The 18361-nt window shown below is 49.9% G+C and carries 11 protein-coding genes and 1 tRNA gene; 5 read left to right on the forward strand and 7 right to left on the reverse strand.

The features are described from left to right. Positions 1-31: 31 nt before the first annotated feature. From R3B84_11980 to R3B84_11990, 3 genes are all read right to left on the reverse strand, one after another. On the reverse strand, positions 32-961 hold the full coding sequence (locus R3B84_11980) for a sialate O-acetylesterase (GenBank protein ID MEZ6141280.1): 930 nt from the start codon (positions 959-961) through the stop codon (positions 32-34). A gap of 211 nt (positions 962-1172) precedes the next feature. Next, a tRNA-Leu gene (locus tag R3B84_11985) sits at positions 1173-1256 on the reverse strand. Positions 1257-1404: 148 nt separating this feature from the next. Further along, positions 1405-3858, reverse strand: coding sequence for a DUF1553 domain-containing protein (locus R3B84_11990; GenBank protein MEZ6141281.1), 2454 nt, complete (start codon positions 3856-3858; stop codon positions 1405-1407). A gap of 349 nt (positions 3859-4207) precedes the next feature. Here R3B84_11990 and R3B84_11995 point away from each other — a divergent pair, with 349 nt between their 5' ends. After that, a complete protein-coding gene (locus R3B84_11995) occupies positions 4208-5533 on the forward strand; it encodes a serine/threonine-protein kinase (GenBank protein MEZ6141282.1) in 1326 nt (441 codons plus the stop codon). Between the two features lie 143 nt (positions 5534-5676). On the opposite strand, the gene R3B84_12000 is transcribed toward R3B84_11995, so the two are convergent. From R3B84_12000 to R3B84_12015, 4 genes are all read right to left on the reverse strand, one after another. Continuing rightward, a complete protein-coding gene (locus R3B84_12000; GenBank protein MEZ6141283.1) occupies positions 5677-7473 on the reverse strand; it encodes an ABC-F family ATP-binding cassette domain-containing protein in 1797 nt (598 codons plus the stop codon). A 289-nt stretch (positions 7474-7762) separates the two neighbouring features. Then, positions 7763-8350: a polymorphic toxin-type HINT domain-containing protein gene (locus tag R3B84_12005; GenBank protein ID MEZ6141284.1), complete on the reverse strand. Its 588-nt coding sequence runs from the start codon at positions 8348-8350 to the stop codon at positions 7763-7765. Between the two features lie 193 nt (positions 8351-8543). Next, entirely contained in the window at positions 8544-9086 is a 543-nt protein-coding gene (locus R3B84_12010) for a hypothetical protein (GenBank protein ID MEZ6141285.1), read from the reverse strand. Positions 9087-9165: 79 nt separating this feature from the next. Further along, positions 9166-10452 carry a polymorphic toxin-type HINT domain-containing protein gene (locus R3B84_12015; protein ID MEZ6141286.1) on the reverse strand — a complete coding sequence of 429 codons (1287 nt, stop codon included), beginning with the start codon at positions 10450-10452 and terminating at the stop codon, positions 9166-9168. A 44-nt stretch (positions 10453-10496) separates the two neighbouring features. Between R3B84_12015 and R3B84_12020 the strand changes: the two genes are divergently transcribed. The 4 genes from R3B84_12020 to R3B84_12035 all read left to right on the forward strand — a co-directional run bounded on the left by R3B84_12020 (position 10497) and on the right by R3B84_12035 (position 18320). Further along, positions 10497-12101: a DUF1549 and DUF1553 domain-containing protein gene (locus R3B84_12020; protein MEZ6141287.1), complete on the forward strand. Its 1605-nt coding sequence runs from the start codon at positions 10497-10499 to the stop codon at positions 12099-12101. A 59-nt stretch (positions 12102-12160) separates the two neighbouring features. Then, the gene (locus R3B84_12025; protein ID MEZ6141288.1) at positions 12161-13423 is read left to right on the forward strand and encodes a DUF1501 domain-containing protein; all 1263 of its coding nucleotides are present in this window, start codon (positions 12161-12163) and stop codon (positions 13421-13423) included. Between the two features lie 21 nt (positions 13424-13444). Then, entirely contained in the window at positions 13445-14539 is a 1095-nt protein-coding gene (locus tag R3B84_12030) for a hypothetical protein (GenBank protein ID MEZ6141289.1), read from the forward strand. A gap of 316 nt (positions 14540-14855) precedes the next feature. Next, a complete protein-coding gene (locus R3B84_12035) occupies positions 14856-18320 on the forward strand; it encodes a PDZ domain-containing protein (GenBank protein MEZ6141290.1) in 3465 nt (1154 codons plus the stop codon). The last annotated feature ends 41 nt before the right edge of the window (positions 18321-18361 follow it).

The following is an 18361-nucleotide window of genomic DNA, read 5'->3' on the forward strand; positions in this document are numbered from 1 at the left end:
TTGCAAAATCGAACTGCTGGCAGTATCTGAATTACTTCGGTGCCAGCATTTTCAACATCGCCGTTCCCATTGATTCACCAATCAGGTAATACGTTTCCGCATTACTGTTCCAGTGATACCCCTGCCCATTTGGCGAAAGTTCTACCGAGCGCCAGAACGCTTGTGTGGGAACAAACGCCACATTACCTTGGAATTCCTTCTGTTTTGCAACGGCGGCCTGAGCTTTCATCAGCGACAGTGCCCGGGGATGTTTTTCCTCCGGTCCGGTCATTCCCGTTTCAGCAATGACAAAGGGCAAATTGGGTACACCCAGTTCTTTACGAACATCCCGGATGAAATTCGCCATATTGGATTCGTATTCATCATTAAACTTCTGGTTGATGCGGTCGTTCCAGCCCTGGTGCCAGCCAAAACCCACCAGTTCGTGCGAACGACCTTTCCATTCGGGAAACTGCTTGCCAAGATCAGCCAGAATCTCTTTCGTACGGGAAATTACTTCTTTGTAATATGGTCCTACTTCCCCACCAGCACTGGGTGGGCGAAAATCCTTGCCAAGGCTTTTGCCACCCCAGGCCAATTTGATCAACAGAACCGGGTCTTCGATGGCATCGCCAACAATCTGCCCGAATGCAAACTCTGGTCCAATCCTGTCTGCACCGCTCCCATAGCCGACGGTTAATTTGCCTTTGCGTTCGAGATAGTGGATCAGCACATCATCACGCACCTTCCATTTGCCATTCCCTTCATAAAGCGATCCGTATTTCTTTTTGGTGGCAGCATCTGTTGCAAGATACTCCAGGCTGCCTTTTCCTCCATTCCTCTTGGGATCGGCGTTTACAAAACCTGCACCAACCATGTTTGATTGGCCTGCCAGAATAAACACTTTCACGGGTCGTTCCGCACTATTTGCGGTGCCAAGAAGCAAACAACATAACCCACTGAGGAGGAGATGGTTTCTCATGGTTGAATTTCCTGAAAAAATTAATGAACGCGCCTTGAGCAGCACAAATGGCTGCGAAATTGACGCTTGTTTTCTGTGGGCATCGTACCACGCCTGCAAGTTGTGGTGCAACCAAAATGCGCAGTTTCAGGTATAGGCGATGCTTACGCTACTGGTGGGAATCTAAAGAAATGTGCAAAATAGAATCGCAATAAAATTGTCGTAGTCCAAATACCGGAGGTGGGACTCGAACCCACACCTCTTTAGGGGAGACCGGATTTTGAATCCGGCGCGTCTGCCATTCCGCCACTCCGGCAGGGAATCCATGATTGCAGATGGAATTCACTGGATTTAATACATTATGCGCCCAGCGAAGAATCGACAAGTGCCGTACTGCAAAGGTCCAGCAACTTCGATCTGATTCTGCTGGCAAACACGCACAAGTGGGACAAATAGCTGGCAAATTAATTATTACTCAAAAATTCGTCCATGTTCAGGATGCTCCACAGTACATCTTCCCACGCACTGTCGCGGTTGGTAGATTTTTTCAGAAAATCGGTCAGCAACTGCACTTCCTGTGGGTTGGGATTGCGGGCGAATGCTCGTCGATATAGTGCCTGGATGATTTCTGTATCTGCTTTCTTGGCAGTTACTTGCGCCTTCAGCCAGTTGTTCGGCTGGCGAATTTTCTCATTAATGGTGGCACCATTAATGAGTTGCAACGCCTGGGCCAGGTTCCCTTCATTCTCCCGTTCGCACTCGCACGCTAATTCCCGCGCGGGCTGGCCAAACGTTTTCAAAAACGGGTGATTCACCTCGCCATCGGGCAATTGAATCGCTCTGGTGCCTGCTGGCAGACCTGCGTACTTCTCTGGCACACCGGTCAGGTCGCAAATTGCATCCAGCAACTGTTCCGCAGTCAATGGACGTGGGATCGAACGAGAAAAATACCGAGAATCATCGGCATTGGTGGCATTCGGCTTGGCACTCAACTGATAGGTAGTCGATAGCACAATCGTACGAATGAGGTGTTGCATATCGAATTTGTTTTTGGCAAAATCAGCTGCCAACGCATTCAGCAATTCTTCATTGGAAGGTGGGTTTGATTCGCGGAAGTCGTCCACCGGATCAACTATCCCCTTACCAAACAGATGAAACCAGACCCGGTTCACCACGGAGCGTGCGAAAAATGGGTTATTGGTGTCGGTCAGCCATTTAGCGTAAACTTCTCGACGTGAAGCACTTGCGTCAAGTGGCGGGACTTCGCCCTTCAGATATTTGGGTGCCATTACTTTCCCGGTGCGGGGCTGGGTAATTTCGCCCGCACGTGCCGAAAAGATGAACTGGGCATTGTTGGCCTTTACCGGAATGCTGGTATCTTTCCGCAGTTTCACGCGGGCAAACCATGCAGCGGTGCTGTAATAATCGTCCTGAGTAATCGATTCAAACGGGTGGTTGTGGCACTTTGCGCATTGCATCCGAATGCCCATGAACACCTGGGCGGTGTTCTCCGCGAGTACAGTAGGATCTTTGGTGATCGTGTAGTAATTTGCCGGTGGGTTGCGGTAACTACTGCCGTTGGCAGTCAGAAGTTCACGAACCATCAAATCAAATGAAGTATTTTTCATAAAGTGCTCGCGCAACCACTGTTGCAGTGCGTAGGCACCTTTCACATCAATTACTTTCCGGTTAGAACGCAACACATCGGCCCACTTCAGGGTCCAGAAATCGGCATATTCTGGTCGTTGGAAGAGGTTGTTGACCAGTTTGGTGCGTTTATCCGGGCTGGTATCCTGCAAAAACTGATCCACTACTTCCGGTGGGGGCAGCATCCCACAGACATCCAGGTAAACCCGACGCAGGAATTCCGAATCTCCCGCCAGTTCGGAAGGCAGGATGGTCATCTGCTTTAACTTGGCAAAAACGTGTTGATCCACAAAGTTGGCTTCGGGCGGTGCCTGCCACGTAAACCCTTTGGCAGGAGGAAGATACGTAATTCGCACCGATTGCATTTCTTCCAGATAGCGTACCAGAATTGCCACCTCACCAGGCGAGCGAAATTCTACTTTCCCCGTGGCATCCACGTCGGCAATATTCGTATCGCTGCTGGAAAAGTTGCACAACCGAGTTACATCCTGCGTGCGGCTATCTTTGAACTGCGCCACCACACGCACCCGCTGGGTCGATTGTGGTGCGTAAATTACTCTCTTGGAAGGAGTTACGGAAAGTGAAGTTACCGGTGCTGCAGTCGTCACATCGTTGGGAGCCCCCTGGGCGATCCAGGTTTTCATCACTTCGGTAACGAAACTATCAATTCCAAGGCGTGCACCACCTTCGTGGGCCACCTGACCGGTCCCTTTCTGGACTATCAGACTATGTTCTGGCTGTTGTACAATCAAACGACGGTTGAATTGATCGCGGGTCAGTTGTTTGTAATCATCGGCAGGATCAAACCCACGCAGGCTAAGGCGAAAGCCATTTTTCCCACTGGGGGTGCCATGACATGCACCCATATTGCAACCTGCCACATTCAGCGTGGCCACCAGTTCATGAGAAAAACTCACATTTTCAGATGCAGTGACATTTTTCGCAGTGATCTGCAGGGGCAAAGTTAAGTTTTCAAAAGAAATTTTTGCTGTGGCCTCAAAATTTGTTTGGGCACGAAGCCAGCCATTTTCCCACGTAGCCTTGCCAGCGGCTGCCTGCAAATCGATTTTGCAGAGATCAGTCACATCACGCACGGTCTGGTCAGAATAGTGGGCAGTTACCAGCACCTGAACTGGCGAGCGTGGACCATCAATCAGCACCACCGGTGGATCTATTGACAATTGGGCGAGTGTTGGTTTCTCTTGCGTAAATCCTTGCTGAACAAGGATTAACGATGATAGCACGAGCGAGAATCGCACAAATTGTTTCATCTTGTTGCCTACCAAAGAAAGAAATACCCAGGTGGGATGAATAAGAGGGTACGATGGTTTTATTTCTCGATCATAACCGATCGCCGACAAAAAATCGAGTAAAAACCATCAAAATGGTTCCAATTGTGTGCCATGGCTGGTTAAAATTGAAGTAATACAACTGTTGCGTTGTAACAACATTGCAACAATTTTGTATCCCGCCGAGCAAAAAATTGTTGAGGATCGTCTTTAGATCAGCACCACACAGGGAAGTCATGTGGTAAACTTGAAGGTAATTTCCAAGAAAGCACTGCCTCCCCCTGCTTGCGATGAAAATATGAACATTAAACTAGGCATTCTGGAATAATCCATGTCGAACACTCTCGCCGCAAGTGACAGCACGGTTTTCCGTGCAACGGTGCTGGGCAGCAGTCTGCTGGCCGAAAGCCAGTATGATGTTGCAATTGCCGACCTGGAGCCCACTGCCGATCCGAAAGCGATCGCCAAACACCTGATTCGCAAAGAACTGATCACCAAATATCAGGCAGAACGATTGCTGGCTGGCCGCACCGATGGTTTCGTGGTGGGGCAATACCGCATTCTTGATGAACTTGGCCGTGGTGGCATGGGACGCGTCTACAAGGCACTCCACACCAGTATGAGCCGCCTGGTGGCGATGAAAGTGATCAGTCAGAACCTGCTGAAAACTGAAAAAGCCAGGGATTTCTTCCAGCGGGAAGTCCTCGCTGTTGCAAAACTGATTCACCCGAACATCGTCACTGCATATGATGCCCGTCAGTCGGAAGAAATCTGCTATTTAGTGATGGAATTTGTCGATGCACCCACGCTGGCAGATACGATTCGAAACCGCCCACCGATGCCTTTTCAGCATGCTGTAGAAATCATTCGGCAGACGGCAGCCGGTTTATCTTGTGCCCACGCACTGGAAATTGTGCACCGAGATATCAAGCCATCAAACTTGCTGGTCCAGAACAGTATTGCTGGCCCACTGGTGAAGATCGTCGACTTTGGTCTTGCCCGCCTGAATGTGGGGGATGAGGCACCCAAAGCATCCTCGGTGAATGGTGGGGCAATGGTCGGCACTGCCGAGTACATTTCGCCCGAGCAGGCCCGTAATTACAACAATGTGGACGCTCGTAGTGATATCTACAGCCTGGGCTGCACTTTCTATCTGTTAGTCACCGGATCGGTGCCATTTCCGGGGGGGACTTCGATGCAGAAGGCACTCCGCCACCTGACCGATCAGCCTGTTCCAGTGCGGCAGTTACGCCCCGATACTCCCCCACCACTGGCAGCGATTATCGAACGAATGCTGCAGAAAAAACCCGAAGATCGTTTCCAAAGCTGTCTGGAACTGCTTGCAGCCCTGGAAGGTTTTGGCGGGCCAATCAGTAGTTTTCGATTACCCAGCTACCGCCCAATGTCGACCGAACAGGATTTTCATGTACCCACCACGGTGGAAGACCCGTGGGCAAATCTGGCCGATCCTTCTTCTCAAACCCTTGCTTCTGTTGATACTCCCACGGGAGAGCAGCCCGCACCGAAGAAAAAGGAAGTCCGCAAACCATACCGCAAACAGGCAAAGCACCAGATGATCTGGATTACAATCGCGGTGCTGGTTTTCTGCCTGATTGTTGCCGGTATTGTGGGCGTTGTGCTCAAAAAAGTTGGTTGAAATTGCCCTGGCTCGCCTTTCGATAGCCAGAAATGATTGCTGTATAGTAAATGCAGCACGGATATAAACGATAGGCGTAATCTGTTAATTCAACAGAGTTCTTCTGGTATTGTTTGATCTATACCGTTCCACAATCTTAACGATTATTCTGCATTTCGTTTCGCTTCTAACTCAGCCCAGCGGGCATACAGTTGCTCTACTTTGCTTTGTGCTGATTCCATCGCCCGGCAAGCTTCGGAGAGTACGGTGTGACTTGAGGTGGCCGCATCTTCGACTTTTTGCTTGAGCACTTGCAATAATTCTTCCGCTTCCAGGATAGCCGTTTCCATGTTGTTGACTTCCTGCTGCTCTTTGTAACTGAGCTTTTTGGGCTTGGAAGTAGTGGGATTGGCAGATTTGGTGGCTGCTGGCTTCGAAGGAGCATTGGCTTTTTCGTAAGCATTCAGCCATTGATTGACACTGCCGTACAGTGCAGAGCCACCCAGGCCATCCAGGCCAATGAACTCAGTGCAGAGTCTGTCCAGTAAATCGCGATCATGGCTGACAATGACTAAAGCCCCGGGGAATTCATCCAGATTTTCCTCCAGCAATTCCAGTGCGGCAATATCAAGATCGTTCGTCGGTTCATCCAGCAATAACAAGTCCGCCGGTCGAAGCATTAATTGGGCAATGCGTACCCGGGCCTGCTCCCCGCCGGATAGGGCACTCATTTCCATATCGAGTTGGTCGGCATGAAATTGAAAACGGCTGGCCCAACCGGCAACATGCATCGGCTGATCGCGGAATACAACCGTATCGCCATTGGGGCACAACGCTTCCCGCAGGGTGATTGTTTGATCCAGTGATGATCGGCCTTGCTCGAATACTTCGATTCGCAATCCTTCCGCGTGGGTAATCGTCCCGGTATCGGGGGCGAGTTCTTTCGCAATAATTTTCAGGAATGTGCTTTTTCCGCTACCGTTGGGACCGAGCAGCCCCAGCTTCACCCCCGGTGAGACTAATAGTTCCAAATTTGCGAACAATTTCCTGCCGGCAATTGATTTGCTGACATTGGCAATGGTGAGTAGCTTTTTCGTCTGTCTCCCAGTACCGGCAAAGTCGATCCCGGCGGCTGATCCCTGTTTCGTGCGATAATTCAGTTCGGCCAGTTGCTCGCGGCGATCTGCTGCTGCCTCAATCCGGGAGCTGGCTTTCCGCGTACGTGCCTGGGCTTTGTGCCCCAACCAGTCAGTTTCGATTCGGACCCGGTTGGCAACCGCTTCCCGCTGTCGTTCCTGAGCTTCAATAAATGCTGCTTTCTTATCGGCAAATGAATCAAAACCGCCATCCGCCCGGAAAACACCTGCGGGATAAACGCGGTTGATTTCGACAATTTCATCGGCGACAGCCCGCAAAAAGGAACGATCATGGGTGGCAACCAGATAGCCAAATGCCGAACCACGTAATAACCGTTCCAGCCAGATCACTCCGGGAAGATCCAGATGGTTTGTTGGCTCATCCATCAGCAATAGTTCGGGCTCTTTCGCCAGCTCCCGCGCGATCGATAACCGCTTGCGCCAACCGCCAGACAAGGTATCCGCCCGCTGTTCATGATCGTAGAAGCCGACTTGGGTCAGGGAAATTGCTGCTCGGACATCTTTCTCGTGTTCCTCAAGCGTTTCTGCGATTAAACCGTCGAGGACAACCTGGGTAACAGTATGGCCAGCCGGGAAAATATCATCCTGAGGTACGTAACCAATTCTTGCCCCCCGGCGGATGCTCCGGGTGCCTTCATCAGGTGTTTCCAGCCCGGCAAGGATTTTCAATAATGTCGATTTGCCCGCACCATTGGGACCAACCAAACCGACTTTCTCCCCTGCGTGCATATCCAGGCTTAAATCGGTGAACAACTCGCGGTGCGAATAGCTCTTGGACACATGTTGGGCCGACAACAAATTCATGAATCACTCTTGAAAATACGTACCAGATTCCACGTACTTGTTCTATGGAATGCCCACACGACAAGAAATTCAGCACCGATGCAGAAAACAACCGGGAACCGCTTTGACGTTACCCGCTCCCTTACCCATCATCCGACCGGCCATTCCTCCGGTGATGAACCCGGCAGACGGGTCATCTAAGACGAAAATTTGATTTCCACTGCGAGTAGAAATACCTACGCTGCTGTCAATCTGGAGTGGTTAATTCACCTGGTTTCCCATTCGCCGGTATCAAAGATTTCTTCAATCGCTATCCACTGGCCATCGTGCGAAAGGAAGCGGTCGCCGGGGTACACGCTGCATTATGCGCCCAGGCGCTGAAGCCCCAACTCTCGCAACCCACGAAGTACGTGTGGTGGTCGGCGATTCTCAAATTATAGACGGTTTCCCATTCGTCTGTATCAAAGATTTCCTCAATGGATATCCATTGATCTTCGTGCGAGAGGAAGCGGTCGCCGGGGATCAAATCCTGGGCATCGATCCAGCCCTTATTCTCCACATAAAATGGATGCTCACCCGTTGTATTAATCACCTGGCCATGAACGTGGATAGAAAGAATCGGCGAATTTCTTACAAAGACCTCTTCGACAACCTTCGCTTCAATCAGTGCTGTCAAGTCGTATTCATTGCGAGATAGAACCACATCGCCAACCTGGAAATCCTCGATATTCTTCGACCCCTCCGGGGTCAGCAATGGCGTGCAAGCGGCGAAGCAGGCTTTGATCCCGAGGTGGTGCGCCATCGCCGCCAGGTTGTCGTGGATTCCCAGCGATTTGGTGAAATTGTTGTGAATGAAGAACGAGGCGATCTTATCCAGCCACGTCTTTGGCTTACGCACGGTTTGCGGAATCGCGTTGTCGCCTTGGAAATTCTTCCAGCATCAAATTTACAGGCGACCCTACATCGTTGCCAAAACCATAACATGAGTGTGTATCAAATGTCTTCGTCGCGTTATCCACAAATCATTTCTTCGAGAATAGCTTGCACCTACGTACGTCGTGTTTAGTGTTCTTGGAAGAATAATAAATGTCTTATATTGGTATATCAGTGTTTTGCACATAGTTAAAGCACTCGCCACTACCAGACTCTGTAAACCCCATTATTGCAATAGTGCGATTCCAAGTCGTACGAGACAGATAGTCTGATAAGAACTCGCCAAACTGTTTACTAGAAATCGTTTTTGCAGATTGAAACTGAATTACTTCAGTACCTTGTAGTTTTCTTGCAGAGTTCGCGAGCAGCGATATGATTACTAATGTATCGCGAAAATCATTGCGCAAATTTTCAATGGCAAGCGCGACCAACCCTTTAAATATAAGCAATGGATTATTTTTTCTGACTGAGCATACCGCCATCCAGTGAGCGTAACTATGAAACGTGTTGACGCAATTTTTTGTCACCGATAAGATTTTCGCGCGTTCATTTTCGTCGCCTTCCAAGAAGAACTTAATGAGTGCATCAACAGCACCATATTGTTTTTCAAAAAACAAAGAATCATCGCCGTCATCTGGGTCCGGTGGAAATTCTTCCAATGTATGAATATTGTTTGCTAGAAAAAAATCTAGTTTTGACATCGTTTTCACCTCTTAAAATTTTTTGCATATTATTAATATTACTCACATCTCAAGTAATTGCAAAAATGGTGGCTCTAATTCAAGAAGGTTTCAATGAAATGAATAGCGCTGACCAAGCATTATTGAACAACTTGAAAGCTGAACCAGTTGAAGTGTTTGTAGGCACGCGATAACCGGCATTCTTCAACATATTCAGTTCTCTTAAATAAACACGATCAATTGCAATGCCGCCTGGCAATCTCCGGACAAGGGCTGGCGTTGAGGGTCTAGTAACGAGATAAAACGTCTTTCGCGAATCAATTCCGCCTAACATCCACGCATCATTTGCGCCAATGCTCCAGCCGTGTACGGTGTCATCTAGTAATCCTTCAAGATACCGTCTCCCATGAGGATGTCTGGCTGTGTGGGTAAGTACATCCGGGCTATTTCCGAGTACTCGTGGTAAACGTCCCCTTGAGCCCATTTGATAGACTTCCCAGAGGTATTGTTGAAATGCTAAATCATGATTTCTTAATAATTTAGTCTCGATCCGTGCTAATTCCTTAATTCCATTTTGAGTTTTGTACAAAAACCGGTCGAAATCACGATTGCCGTATCTTTTAATAAATTCGTCAACATTGGCGCAGGCCGCATTATGCACCCACGCGCTGAAGCCCCAATCGTCGCAGCCCACGAAGTACGTGTGGTGGTCGGCGATTCTTAAATTATAGACGGTTTTCCATTCGCTGGTATCAAAGATTTCCTCAATCGAAATCCATCGATCATCGTGCGACAGGAAGCGGTCGCCGGGGATCAAATCCTGTGCATCAATCCAGCCCTTATTCTCAACATAAAACGGATGTTCCCCGGTGGTATTAATGACCTGGCCATGAACGTGAATTGAAAGAATCGGCGCCAGTCTGACAAATACTTCTTCGACAACCTTCGCTTCAATCGGTGCTGTTGAGTCGTATTCATCGCGAGATAGAACCAAATCGCCAATCTGGAAATCCTCGATATTACAGGACCCAACGGGAGTCAGCAACGGCGTCCCCGCCGCGAAGCATGCTTTACTGGTGTTGCGTTCGGCCCACTTCTTAAAATTTTCATATCTCTGTTCCGATGCGAACCGTTTGGCAACCGTGTGGATAAGGAAATCCCCTACCACTCGATCAACGACTCGCTCAAAGCGTGACCTCGGCTCCTTCACATCCATTGGATGCGGGCCGTCAACGCCCTCTTTGGGCAGAGCGTCGTATGTCGGGAAATCACTTTTTCTATGAGTGGGGTTGTGAGTTCCGAGTTCGACAGTCGGGATAGCCAAGGTCAGAATTCTTGCCAATTGTGAAGAATTATCTCTTGCATCCCACGTGGGCTGTGGTAACATCCACTTAACCTACCCGATGATGTTCAAATTAATGTGTGATTAAAATGTGTTTTCCCTCCCGAATGTTGGCCTGGCTGGTTACTGGAACTCTATTTTGCACAGCGAATTTGGCGTTTGCAGGTGATTTAACCACATTAATTGATCGCGAAATTGCTGCTAAATTGACGAAAGAGAAGGTGTTTCCTGCACCACCTGCGAGCGATGGGGAGTTTTTGCGTCGCACCTACCTCGACCTGGTGGGAACGATCCCCACGGCAACGGAAGCACGCGAATTTCTGCAATCCAAAGATGCCAATAAACGTAAGTCCTTAATTCAGAAGCTTTTAAACGATCCCGGCTATGCAATTCACCAATCAACGGTGTGGGATCAGGTGCTGTTTGGTCGAGACCCGCTGAACGAATATGCCACACGCACGCGGAGTGCGTTTCAGGAATGGTTACGGCAGCAATTTGAGAAAAATCGTCCCTACGATCAGATCGTGCGGGAGCTGATCCTGGCCGAGCAGGATGGCAGCGAGATGTACCAGGTACAGTTCCGCAACAATCCGGAGGAAGCCACTGTCGCTGTCAGCCGAATTTTCCTGGGGATTCAGCTTCAATGTGCCCGCTGCCACGACCACCCGTATGAAAACTGGACTCAGAAGGACTTTTACGGCATGGCCGGCTTCTTTGTGCGTCTTGTGGTGCAGGAAAAGCCAGGCAGCGGCAAAGAAAAACGCTGGAAGATTGCCGAAAAAAGCAGTGGGGAAGTATTATTCACGGGGCCGGCAGCCGAACAGAAGCCCGGCCAGAAAGGGGTGCCGATCCCACCTAAGTTCATTACTGGTAAGCCTTTAGAAGAACCTGCCCTGCCAAAAGATTTTAAAGAACCCGATTATCGCAGTGCGAAAGATTTGCCCAAGCCGTTTTTCTCCCGCAAGACGCAGTTGGCAAACTGGCTGGTGGATCACAATAACCCCTATTTTGCCCGTGCCTTAGCCAACAGAATCTGGGCTCAGTTCATGGGCCGTGGGTTGGTGCATCCGGTCGACGATCTCAGCGAAGATCATCCCCCCAGCCACCCGGTAATTCTGGATGCACTCAGCAAATGGCTGGTCGAGCATCACTTTGATCTGAAATCGATTATTCCGGAAATCATGTTGTCGGAAGCTTACCAGCGATCATCCGAAGGTGATAGCACTGTGGCGATGCCCCGGTGGTACGAACGTTCTGCGGTGCGTCCACTATCTGCGGAACAGCTCATCCGTGCTTTCCGGCAGGCCACCGAGTTTGATACACCAGGAAAACCGGAAAAACAGCTTCCTTCGGCGATGAAAGACTACATGATGCGCTATTTTGGCACCCCCACAGACGGTCAGGGGGAGTTTCAAGGTAGCCTGACGGAGCACCTCTTCCTGAATAATGGTGGCCACTTGCAGCAACTTTCCTCATCAGGTAGCACATTTGCGCGGGTGAAAAGTGCCAGTTTGGACAATGCCGCGAAAACCGAAGAACTCTATTTGAGCATTTTAAGCCGTTTTCCAACGGAAAATGAGAAGAAACTCATTATTGAGTTTCTGGACAAGAACCAAAAAGTGAAAATCGACTCATTAATCATCGACATCATGTGGGCACTGATGAATACGTCGGAATTTCGCTTTAACCACTAATTGAACGCTATTAAGTACTTACAAACCAGAAACTTACGCAGATAAATCAGGATTGTGTTATGATCCCCAGCTTCTCCGATCACTTCAGTAGACGGGCATGGATGAAAGGTGTTCTCGCCACATCCGCCGGTGTTGCTGTTCCCAACTTTGGCAGGTTATTCCACTCGCAGTTGGTGGCGGCAGAAGCCAAAAAGCGTGGCAAGAAATGTATTCTGCTCTGGATGAATGGTGGTGCCAGCCAGATCGACACATTTGATATGAAACCCGGTCGCCCCACGGCAGGCCCGTTTCGGCCCATTTCCACGAATGTGCCCGGGGTACAGATCTGCGAATATCTGCCCAAAATGGCAGCAATCACGAATAAACTTGGGATTATTCGTAGTATGAAAACGCAGTCGCCGGACCATCCCGACGGCATTTACCACATGCATACCTGCTACAAGCAATCGGAAAATGTGCCCCACCCGGAGTTGGGTGCGATGATTGCCAAGTATTGTGGCGACCCGAACAGCGATTTGCCCAGCTTTGTGCGGATGGGCCCCACTGGGAATGCCGGGCCAGGCTACCTGGGGCCAGATTACACCCCCTTCAGCCTCGGTCGTGATGGGAAGCTGGGCACTTTTGCCCGCAACAATTCGCCTGAAGACACTCTTCAGCGCCGAACAGAATTGTTTCGGTCGCTGGAAAAGGAATTCGCACAAACCCACGCAGCAGAACCGTTTAACAGCCACCGGCTGGGCAAAGAAAAAGCCTGGCGGCTGATGCAGGCCAAAGACGCCTTCGAAGTTGATGGTGAGTGGGCAAAATACCGCGATCGTTATGGCGATTCCGACTTTGGCCGTGGCTGTTTTCTGGCCCGCAAGCTGATTGAACGTGGTGTGCCATTTGTGGAAATCGGTCAGGATAACTACGACAGTCATGCAGACAACTTTGTCTGCCACAAGGCGAATATGCAGGTACTGGACCCTGCGTGGTCCAGTCTGCTGCTGGATCTGGAAGAACGCGGCATGTTGCAGGATACGCTGGTGGTCTGGATGGGTGAGGTCGGACGCACCCCGAACATCAATAACCGGGCAGGTCGCGACCACTATATCCGAGCCTGGACGATCGTTCTGGCTGGTGGTGGGATCAAAGGGGCTGTCCATGGCAGCACCGATGAAGACGGGAAGAATGTCAAGGATGATCCTGTTTCCGAAGGTGACCTGTTTGCCACCATCTACCATACGTTGGGGATTGACTACCGCGTGAAGCATTACGTGGGCGTGCGACCAATCTGGGCCACACCGGAAGGTGCCCAACCTGTGAAAACACTGATTGGCTGATCCATTTACGAGGAAAAAGTCATGGCAAACTGGAAATCAGCTCAATTAAAGTGGACCCTGACGTGGGATGCCGATTGGGTGACTGCGGTAGAGTTTTTGACGGATCAACACGTGGTAGCTGGCAATAATCTCGGTCAGATGATGAGTTGGGATTTCACCAATTCGGACAAAACGGGAAAAACAGCCCCGCCTCCAACCCGACTGTTGGTGGGGCATCAAAATTCCGTTACTCGAATTCGCAAATTACCCGGTTCCAGTACGTTTTTCTCATCAAGTTTCGACCATTCGATACAAACCTGGTCTGCGGACAGCCCCACCAATGGAAAGCAGCAGATTACGTTGAATGCCACTGCGATTGCCGATGCGGAAGCCCGCAAGCGAAACGGTGCCAAAGTTCCCCCACCGATCACGGCGGAAGTATCGCTGCAGCAATCCGTGGGCAAAATGACTGGCCATACTGACTGGATTGCCGACTTCGCGATTTCTGCCGACGGGAAAAACATGCTCAGTGGCGATGATGGCAATCAGGTCATCTGGTGGGACCTTGCCACGCAGAAAGAACTGCACCGTTGGAAATTAAAAGGTTGGGCGTACGCGATCGCGATTTCGCCGGACAAAAAAACGGCACTGATTTCCGAACGAATCCCACGGGTGTTTGATTCTGGCAGTCGCAATGCAGTGGGACTGTGGGAGATGTCCAGCGGCAAATTAATGAAAGATCTCTCACCAGATTTCAAAATGTACATTGCTTCGGCTGTTTTTTCTCCAGATGGCAAATCACTGTATCTCGGCCAGGGTGGGGAAGCCAACGGTAAATTATTCCGGCTGGAACTGGAAGGTGGCAAAAAACCGCAGGAACTCAGCCCCGCTCATCAGTATGGCGTTACCGATTTTGCATTGGATCCCACTGGCAAACTTTTTGCAAGTGCCGGCCGCGATACCGTGGTGCGGATTTGGGATGTTGCATCTGGGAAAATGCTGGCTGAACTTGGCAAGCCACGTGGGGGCCAATTCAAAGACTGGATTCACGCAGTCTCTTTTTCGCCCAACGGGCAGATGCTTGCTGCAGCCGATATGGCAGGTGCGGTGCAAATCTGGGAAGCTGGCAAAAATTAAAGTTCACTAACTAATTAATTTTTGTGTGGCATTTCTCATTAAACTATTATCACAATTCGCTTAACTTCAGAATTCGTATCGATTTTACCACCTGTTGTGGCAGAAAATTGGTCTGTTAACCCATCCATTGCTATTCTTCTATTAACGATCTGTTAAGCTGGGCTTATTGGTTAATTTAATTAACCTGGCGAATCTTTTCCGTATTTCCAATGACGAACGGTTACAAAAGATGAACAACCTGTATCCTCGATTGCTATTTTCATTTAAATTTCTTTTCTGTGCCACATTTGTATTATTTTGTCTTACCTCACCTCTGGTGAGTCGCTCTCAAGAAAAAGAGCAGGACAAAAGCAAGCAAATTGAAGACCTGGAGAAGCAACTCGCTGAACTTCAGGACCGGCTGAACAAATTAAAAGCGCCACCTGCACCTAAAAAGTTAAGTGCAGAAGAGCAAATTCTGCCCACTTCGTGGGTGGATCAATTCCACTGGCGGTGCGTCGGACCTGCAACAATGGGTGGCAGAGTTACTGGACTAGCAGTGTATCCTGCTGATCCCACTGTCTACTACGTTGCCACAGCAACGGGTGGGGTATTGAAAACCACCAATAACGGAATTAAGTTCGAGCATCTTTTCCAGCACGAAAATACAGTTTCGATTGGTGCAATCGCAGTCGCACCCAGCAACAAAGACATCGTCTGGGTGGGAACGGGTGAAGCAAACCCCCGCAACTCGGTTTCGTGGGGCGATGGTGTTTACAAATCCACAGATGGTGGCAAAACCTGGGCAAATATGGGCCTGCGACAGTCGTTCCAGATTGGTTCAATTGTGGTGCACCCCAAGAATCCCGATATCGTCTACGTGGGGGCATTAGGTCGCCTGTACGGACCCAGTGATGAACGTGGCTTGTACAAAACCGAAGACGGTGGCAAAACCTGGAAAAAAGTACATTTTGTCAACAATCAGACAGGTGTAATCCAGGTGGCCATGAACCCCAAAGATCCAGAAAATCTCATCTTTGCCACCTGGGAACGCCAACGCGATGCGTTTGACAGTTTCATGGGCAATGCAAAAAGCCCACCCGGAACAGATGATTACGCTCCCACGCTTTCTTATGGGCCTGGTTCGGGCATCTACCGCACGAAAGACGGTGGAAAAACTGTGGAAAAATTGTCGAAAGGTTTACCCACGGTGAAGTTAGGTCGGGTCGGTTTTGACTGGTCTCAGCAAACTGCCAACACCATTTTTGCCATCATCGATACTGAAAAAGCGGGTGCAGGTAAAGTATCCCCCAGCCCATACATGGGTTTAAGTTCCGAAACTGCCCAGGGTGGTGGTGTGCGTATCACAGCAGTCACAGAAGGTGGGCCGGCTGAAAAAGCGGGTTTCAAAGAAGGCGACATTATTAAGTCCTTTGATGATAAGAACTTGCGCACTTACAATGCGATGATCGAAGCATTGCAGGATTACGCACCTAAGGACAAGATTAAAGTTGCAATTATCCGTGGGAAAACGGAAATGGTGCTGAATCTGGAATTCGGCACCCGCACGCAGGTGCAAGGGCGACCCAGCATCGGCATTCAAGTGGATGAAGGGAAAGATGGCACGCTGCTGACAGAAGTTCTTGCGAACAGCCCCGCCGAACGAGGTGGTCTGAAAGTCGATGACCTTGTCATTGAAGTCGACGGCAAACCCACAAAAGACCGCCGTGCCTTCTTTGAAGCGATTCAAAATAAGGCTTTGGGTGACAAGCTGAAGGTAACCTACATTCGTGGGAAAGATAAAAAAACTGTTGAATTGACTCTGGATATGACTGCCGCCCAGATCAGTGGTCGTCCATATCTGGATCAATTAGGTGGTAACCGTGCCAACGTTCAGAAACGACAGGGTGCGGAAGGTTTCGAAACAGGTGGTGTGTACAAATCAACCGATGGCGGCACCAGCTGGACCCGAATTAACAGTATCAACCCACGTCCGTTCTATTTTTCTACCATCCGTGTTGATCCCAAAGACGACAAAACCATTTACGTGCTGGGCGTGAACCTTTCCCGCAGCACCGACGGTGGGGCGACCTTCACTGCAGAAAAACTGAACGATGGAGTGCACTCCGACCAGCACGACCTGTGGATCAATCCTGCCAATTCCCGCCATTTGCTGTTGGGAACCGACGGTGGGTTTTACACATCGTACGATCAGGGTGCTAACTGGGATCACATGAACCACGCAGCCGCGCTGGGCCAGTTTTACCACGTTGCAGTTGATAACCAGACCCCTTACCGAATCTATGGTGGGTTACAGGACAACGGTAGCTGGGGTGGGCCTTCGCGTTCCTCCAGCGGACCTGGCCCGATTAATGATGATTGGTTATTTGTCAACGGCGGCGACGGTTTCGTCTGCCGTGTCGATCCACTGGATCACAATATTGTTTACGCGGAAAGCCAGAACGGAAACATGATGCGTCGCGATATGCGTACTGGCCGCACCGTGGCTATTCGCCCACAAGCGATTCCTGGCAGTGGCGGGTACCGATTTAACTGGAACACTCCTTTCATTATTTCTTCACACAACCCAACCACGTTCTACGCGGCGGGGAACTACGTGTTTAAATCGCTGAAACGTGGGCAGGATCTGGTGCGTATCTCGCCAGAAATCACTCTCACGAAACGTGGCTCCGGCACCGCACTGTCCGAATCACCACGCGATCCGAACACGATCTGGGCTGGAACTGATGATGGTGGTGTCTGGTTGACCCGCGATGGCGGCACCAATTGGACTAATCTCAGCGAAAAGTTCAAATCAGCAGGACTGCCTGGAAATTACTGGGTCAGCACCATTGAAGCAAGCCGTTGGTCAACCGGTAGGGCTTACGTGGTGTTTGACGGCCACCGATCCAACGATGAAAAGCCGTATGTCTATGTTACAGAAGACTTTGGGGCAACCTGGAAGCCGATTAACAGTAACCTGCCGGAAGGTTCTACCCGTGTACTTCGTGAAGATATTGCCAACCCGGATTTACTCTACCTGGGAACTGAATTTGCAGTATTCGCCTCCATCAATCGTGGGGGTGCCTGGTCTAAAATCAATGGTTCGAAAGGCCTGCCAACGGTTGCGGTCCACGAATTTGCCCAGCCAACGACAGCAAATGAACTGGTGGTTGCAACACACGGTCGTTCTATCTGGATTCTCGATGTGACCGCTTTGCGGCAGATGACACCGTCTACATTAAGCGGTACAACCGCATTAATGATTCCCAGCCCCGCGGTACGCTGGGTTCGTTCTTTCAACAATGCACCATTCAGCTCATCCCAACGTAAGTATTATGGTGAAAACGAAAAACCTGGTGCCCACATCGATTACGTGCTAGGTTCAAAGGCTGCGAAAGTGGACATCATTATTGAAGATGCCACTGGTAAAAAGGTGCGGGAATTCTCTGGTAAAACGGAAGCAGGTTATCATCGTGTTACCTGGGATTATTCACGATTTACCGACCGTACCAATCAACGCCCCGCCCGCAAAGGCCCACCAGTGCGTCCGAAAGGACCTACGAACGATCCCATGTCTCTGAATCCATTGGCACGTGATGCGTCTCCAAGTGCTTCTCTTGTAGGAACTTACCGCGTAGTGCTGAAGGTGGACGATCAGGAGCCAATCATTCAGCCCCTGGTGGTCAGTGCGGATCCCACGGTTCCCAAAGAAGCTGCCACTGCTGTGGATGAAGCTGGTTTATTACGCGAAGCCATGAAAAAGTATGAACGTGGCCCACTTGGCCGAATTGAAGATTAAAGATTAGCGAAATTTTCTCATTTTTCTTCGATTTTTGTCAT

Origin of the sequence: Zavarzinella sp., from assembly GCA_041399155.1 — a bacterium.
Taxonomy (GTDB): Bacteria; Planctomycetota; Planctomycetia; order Gemmatales; family Gemmataceae; genus JAWKTI01.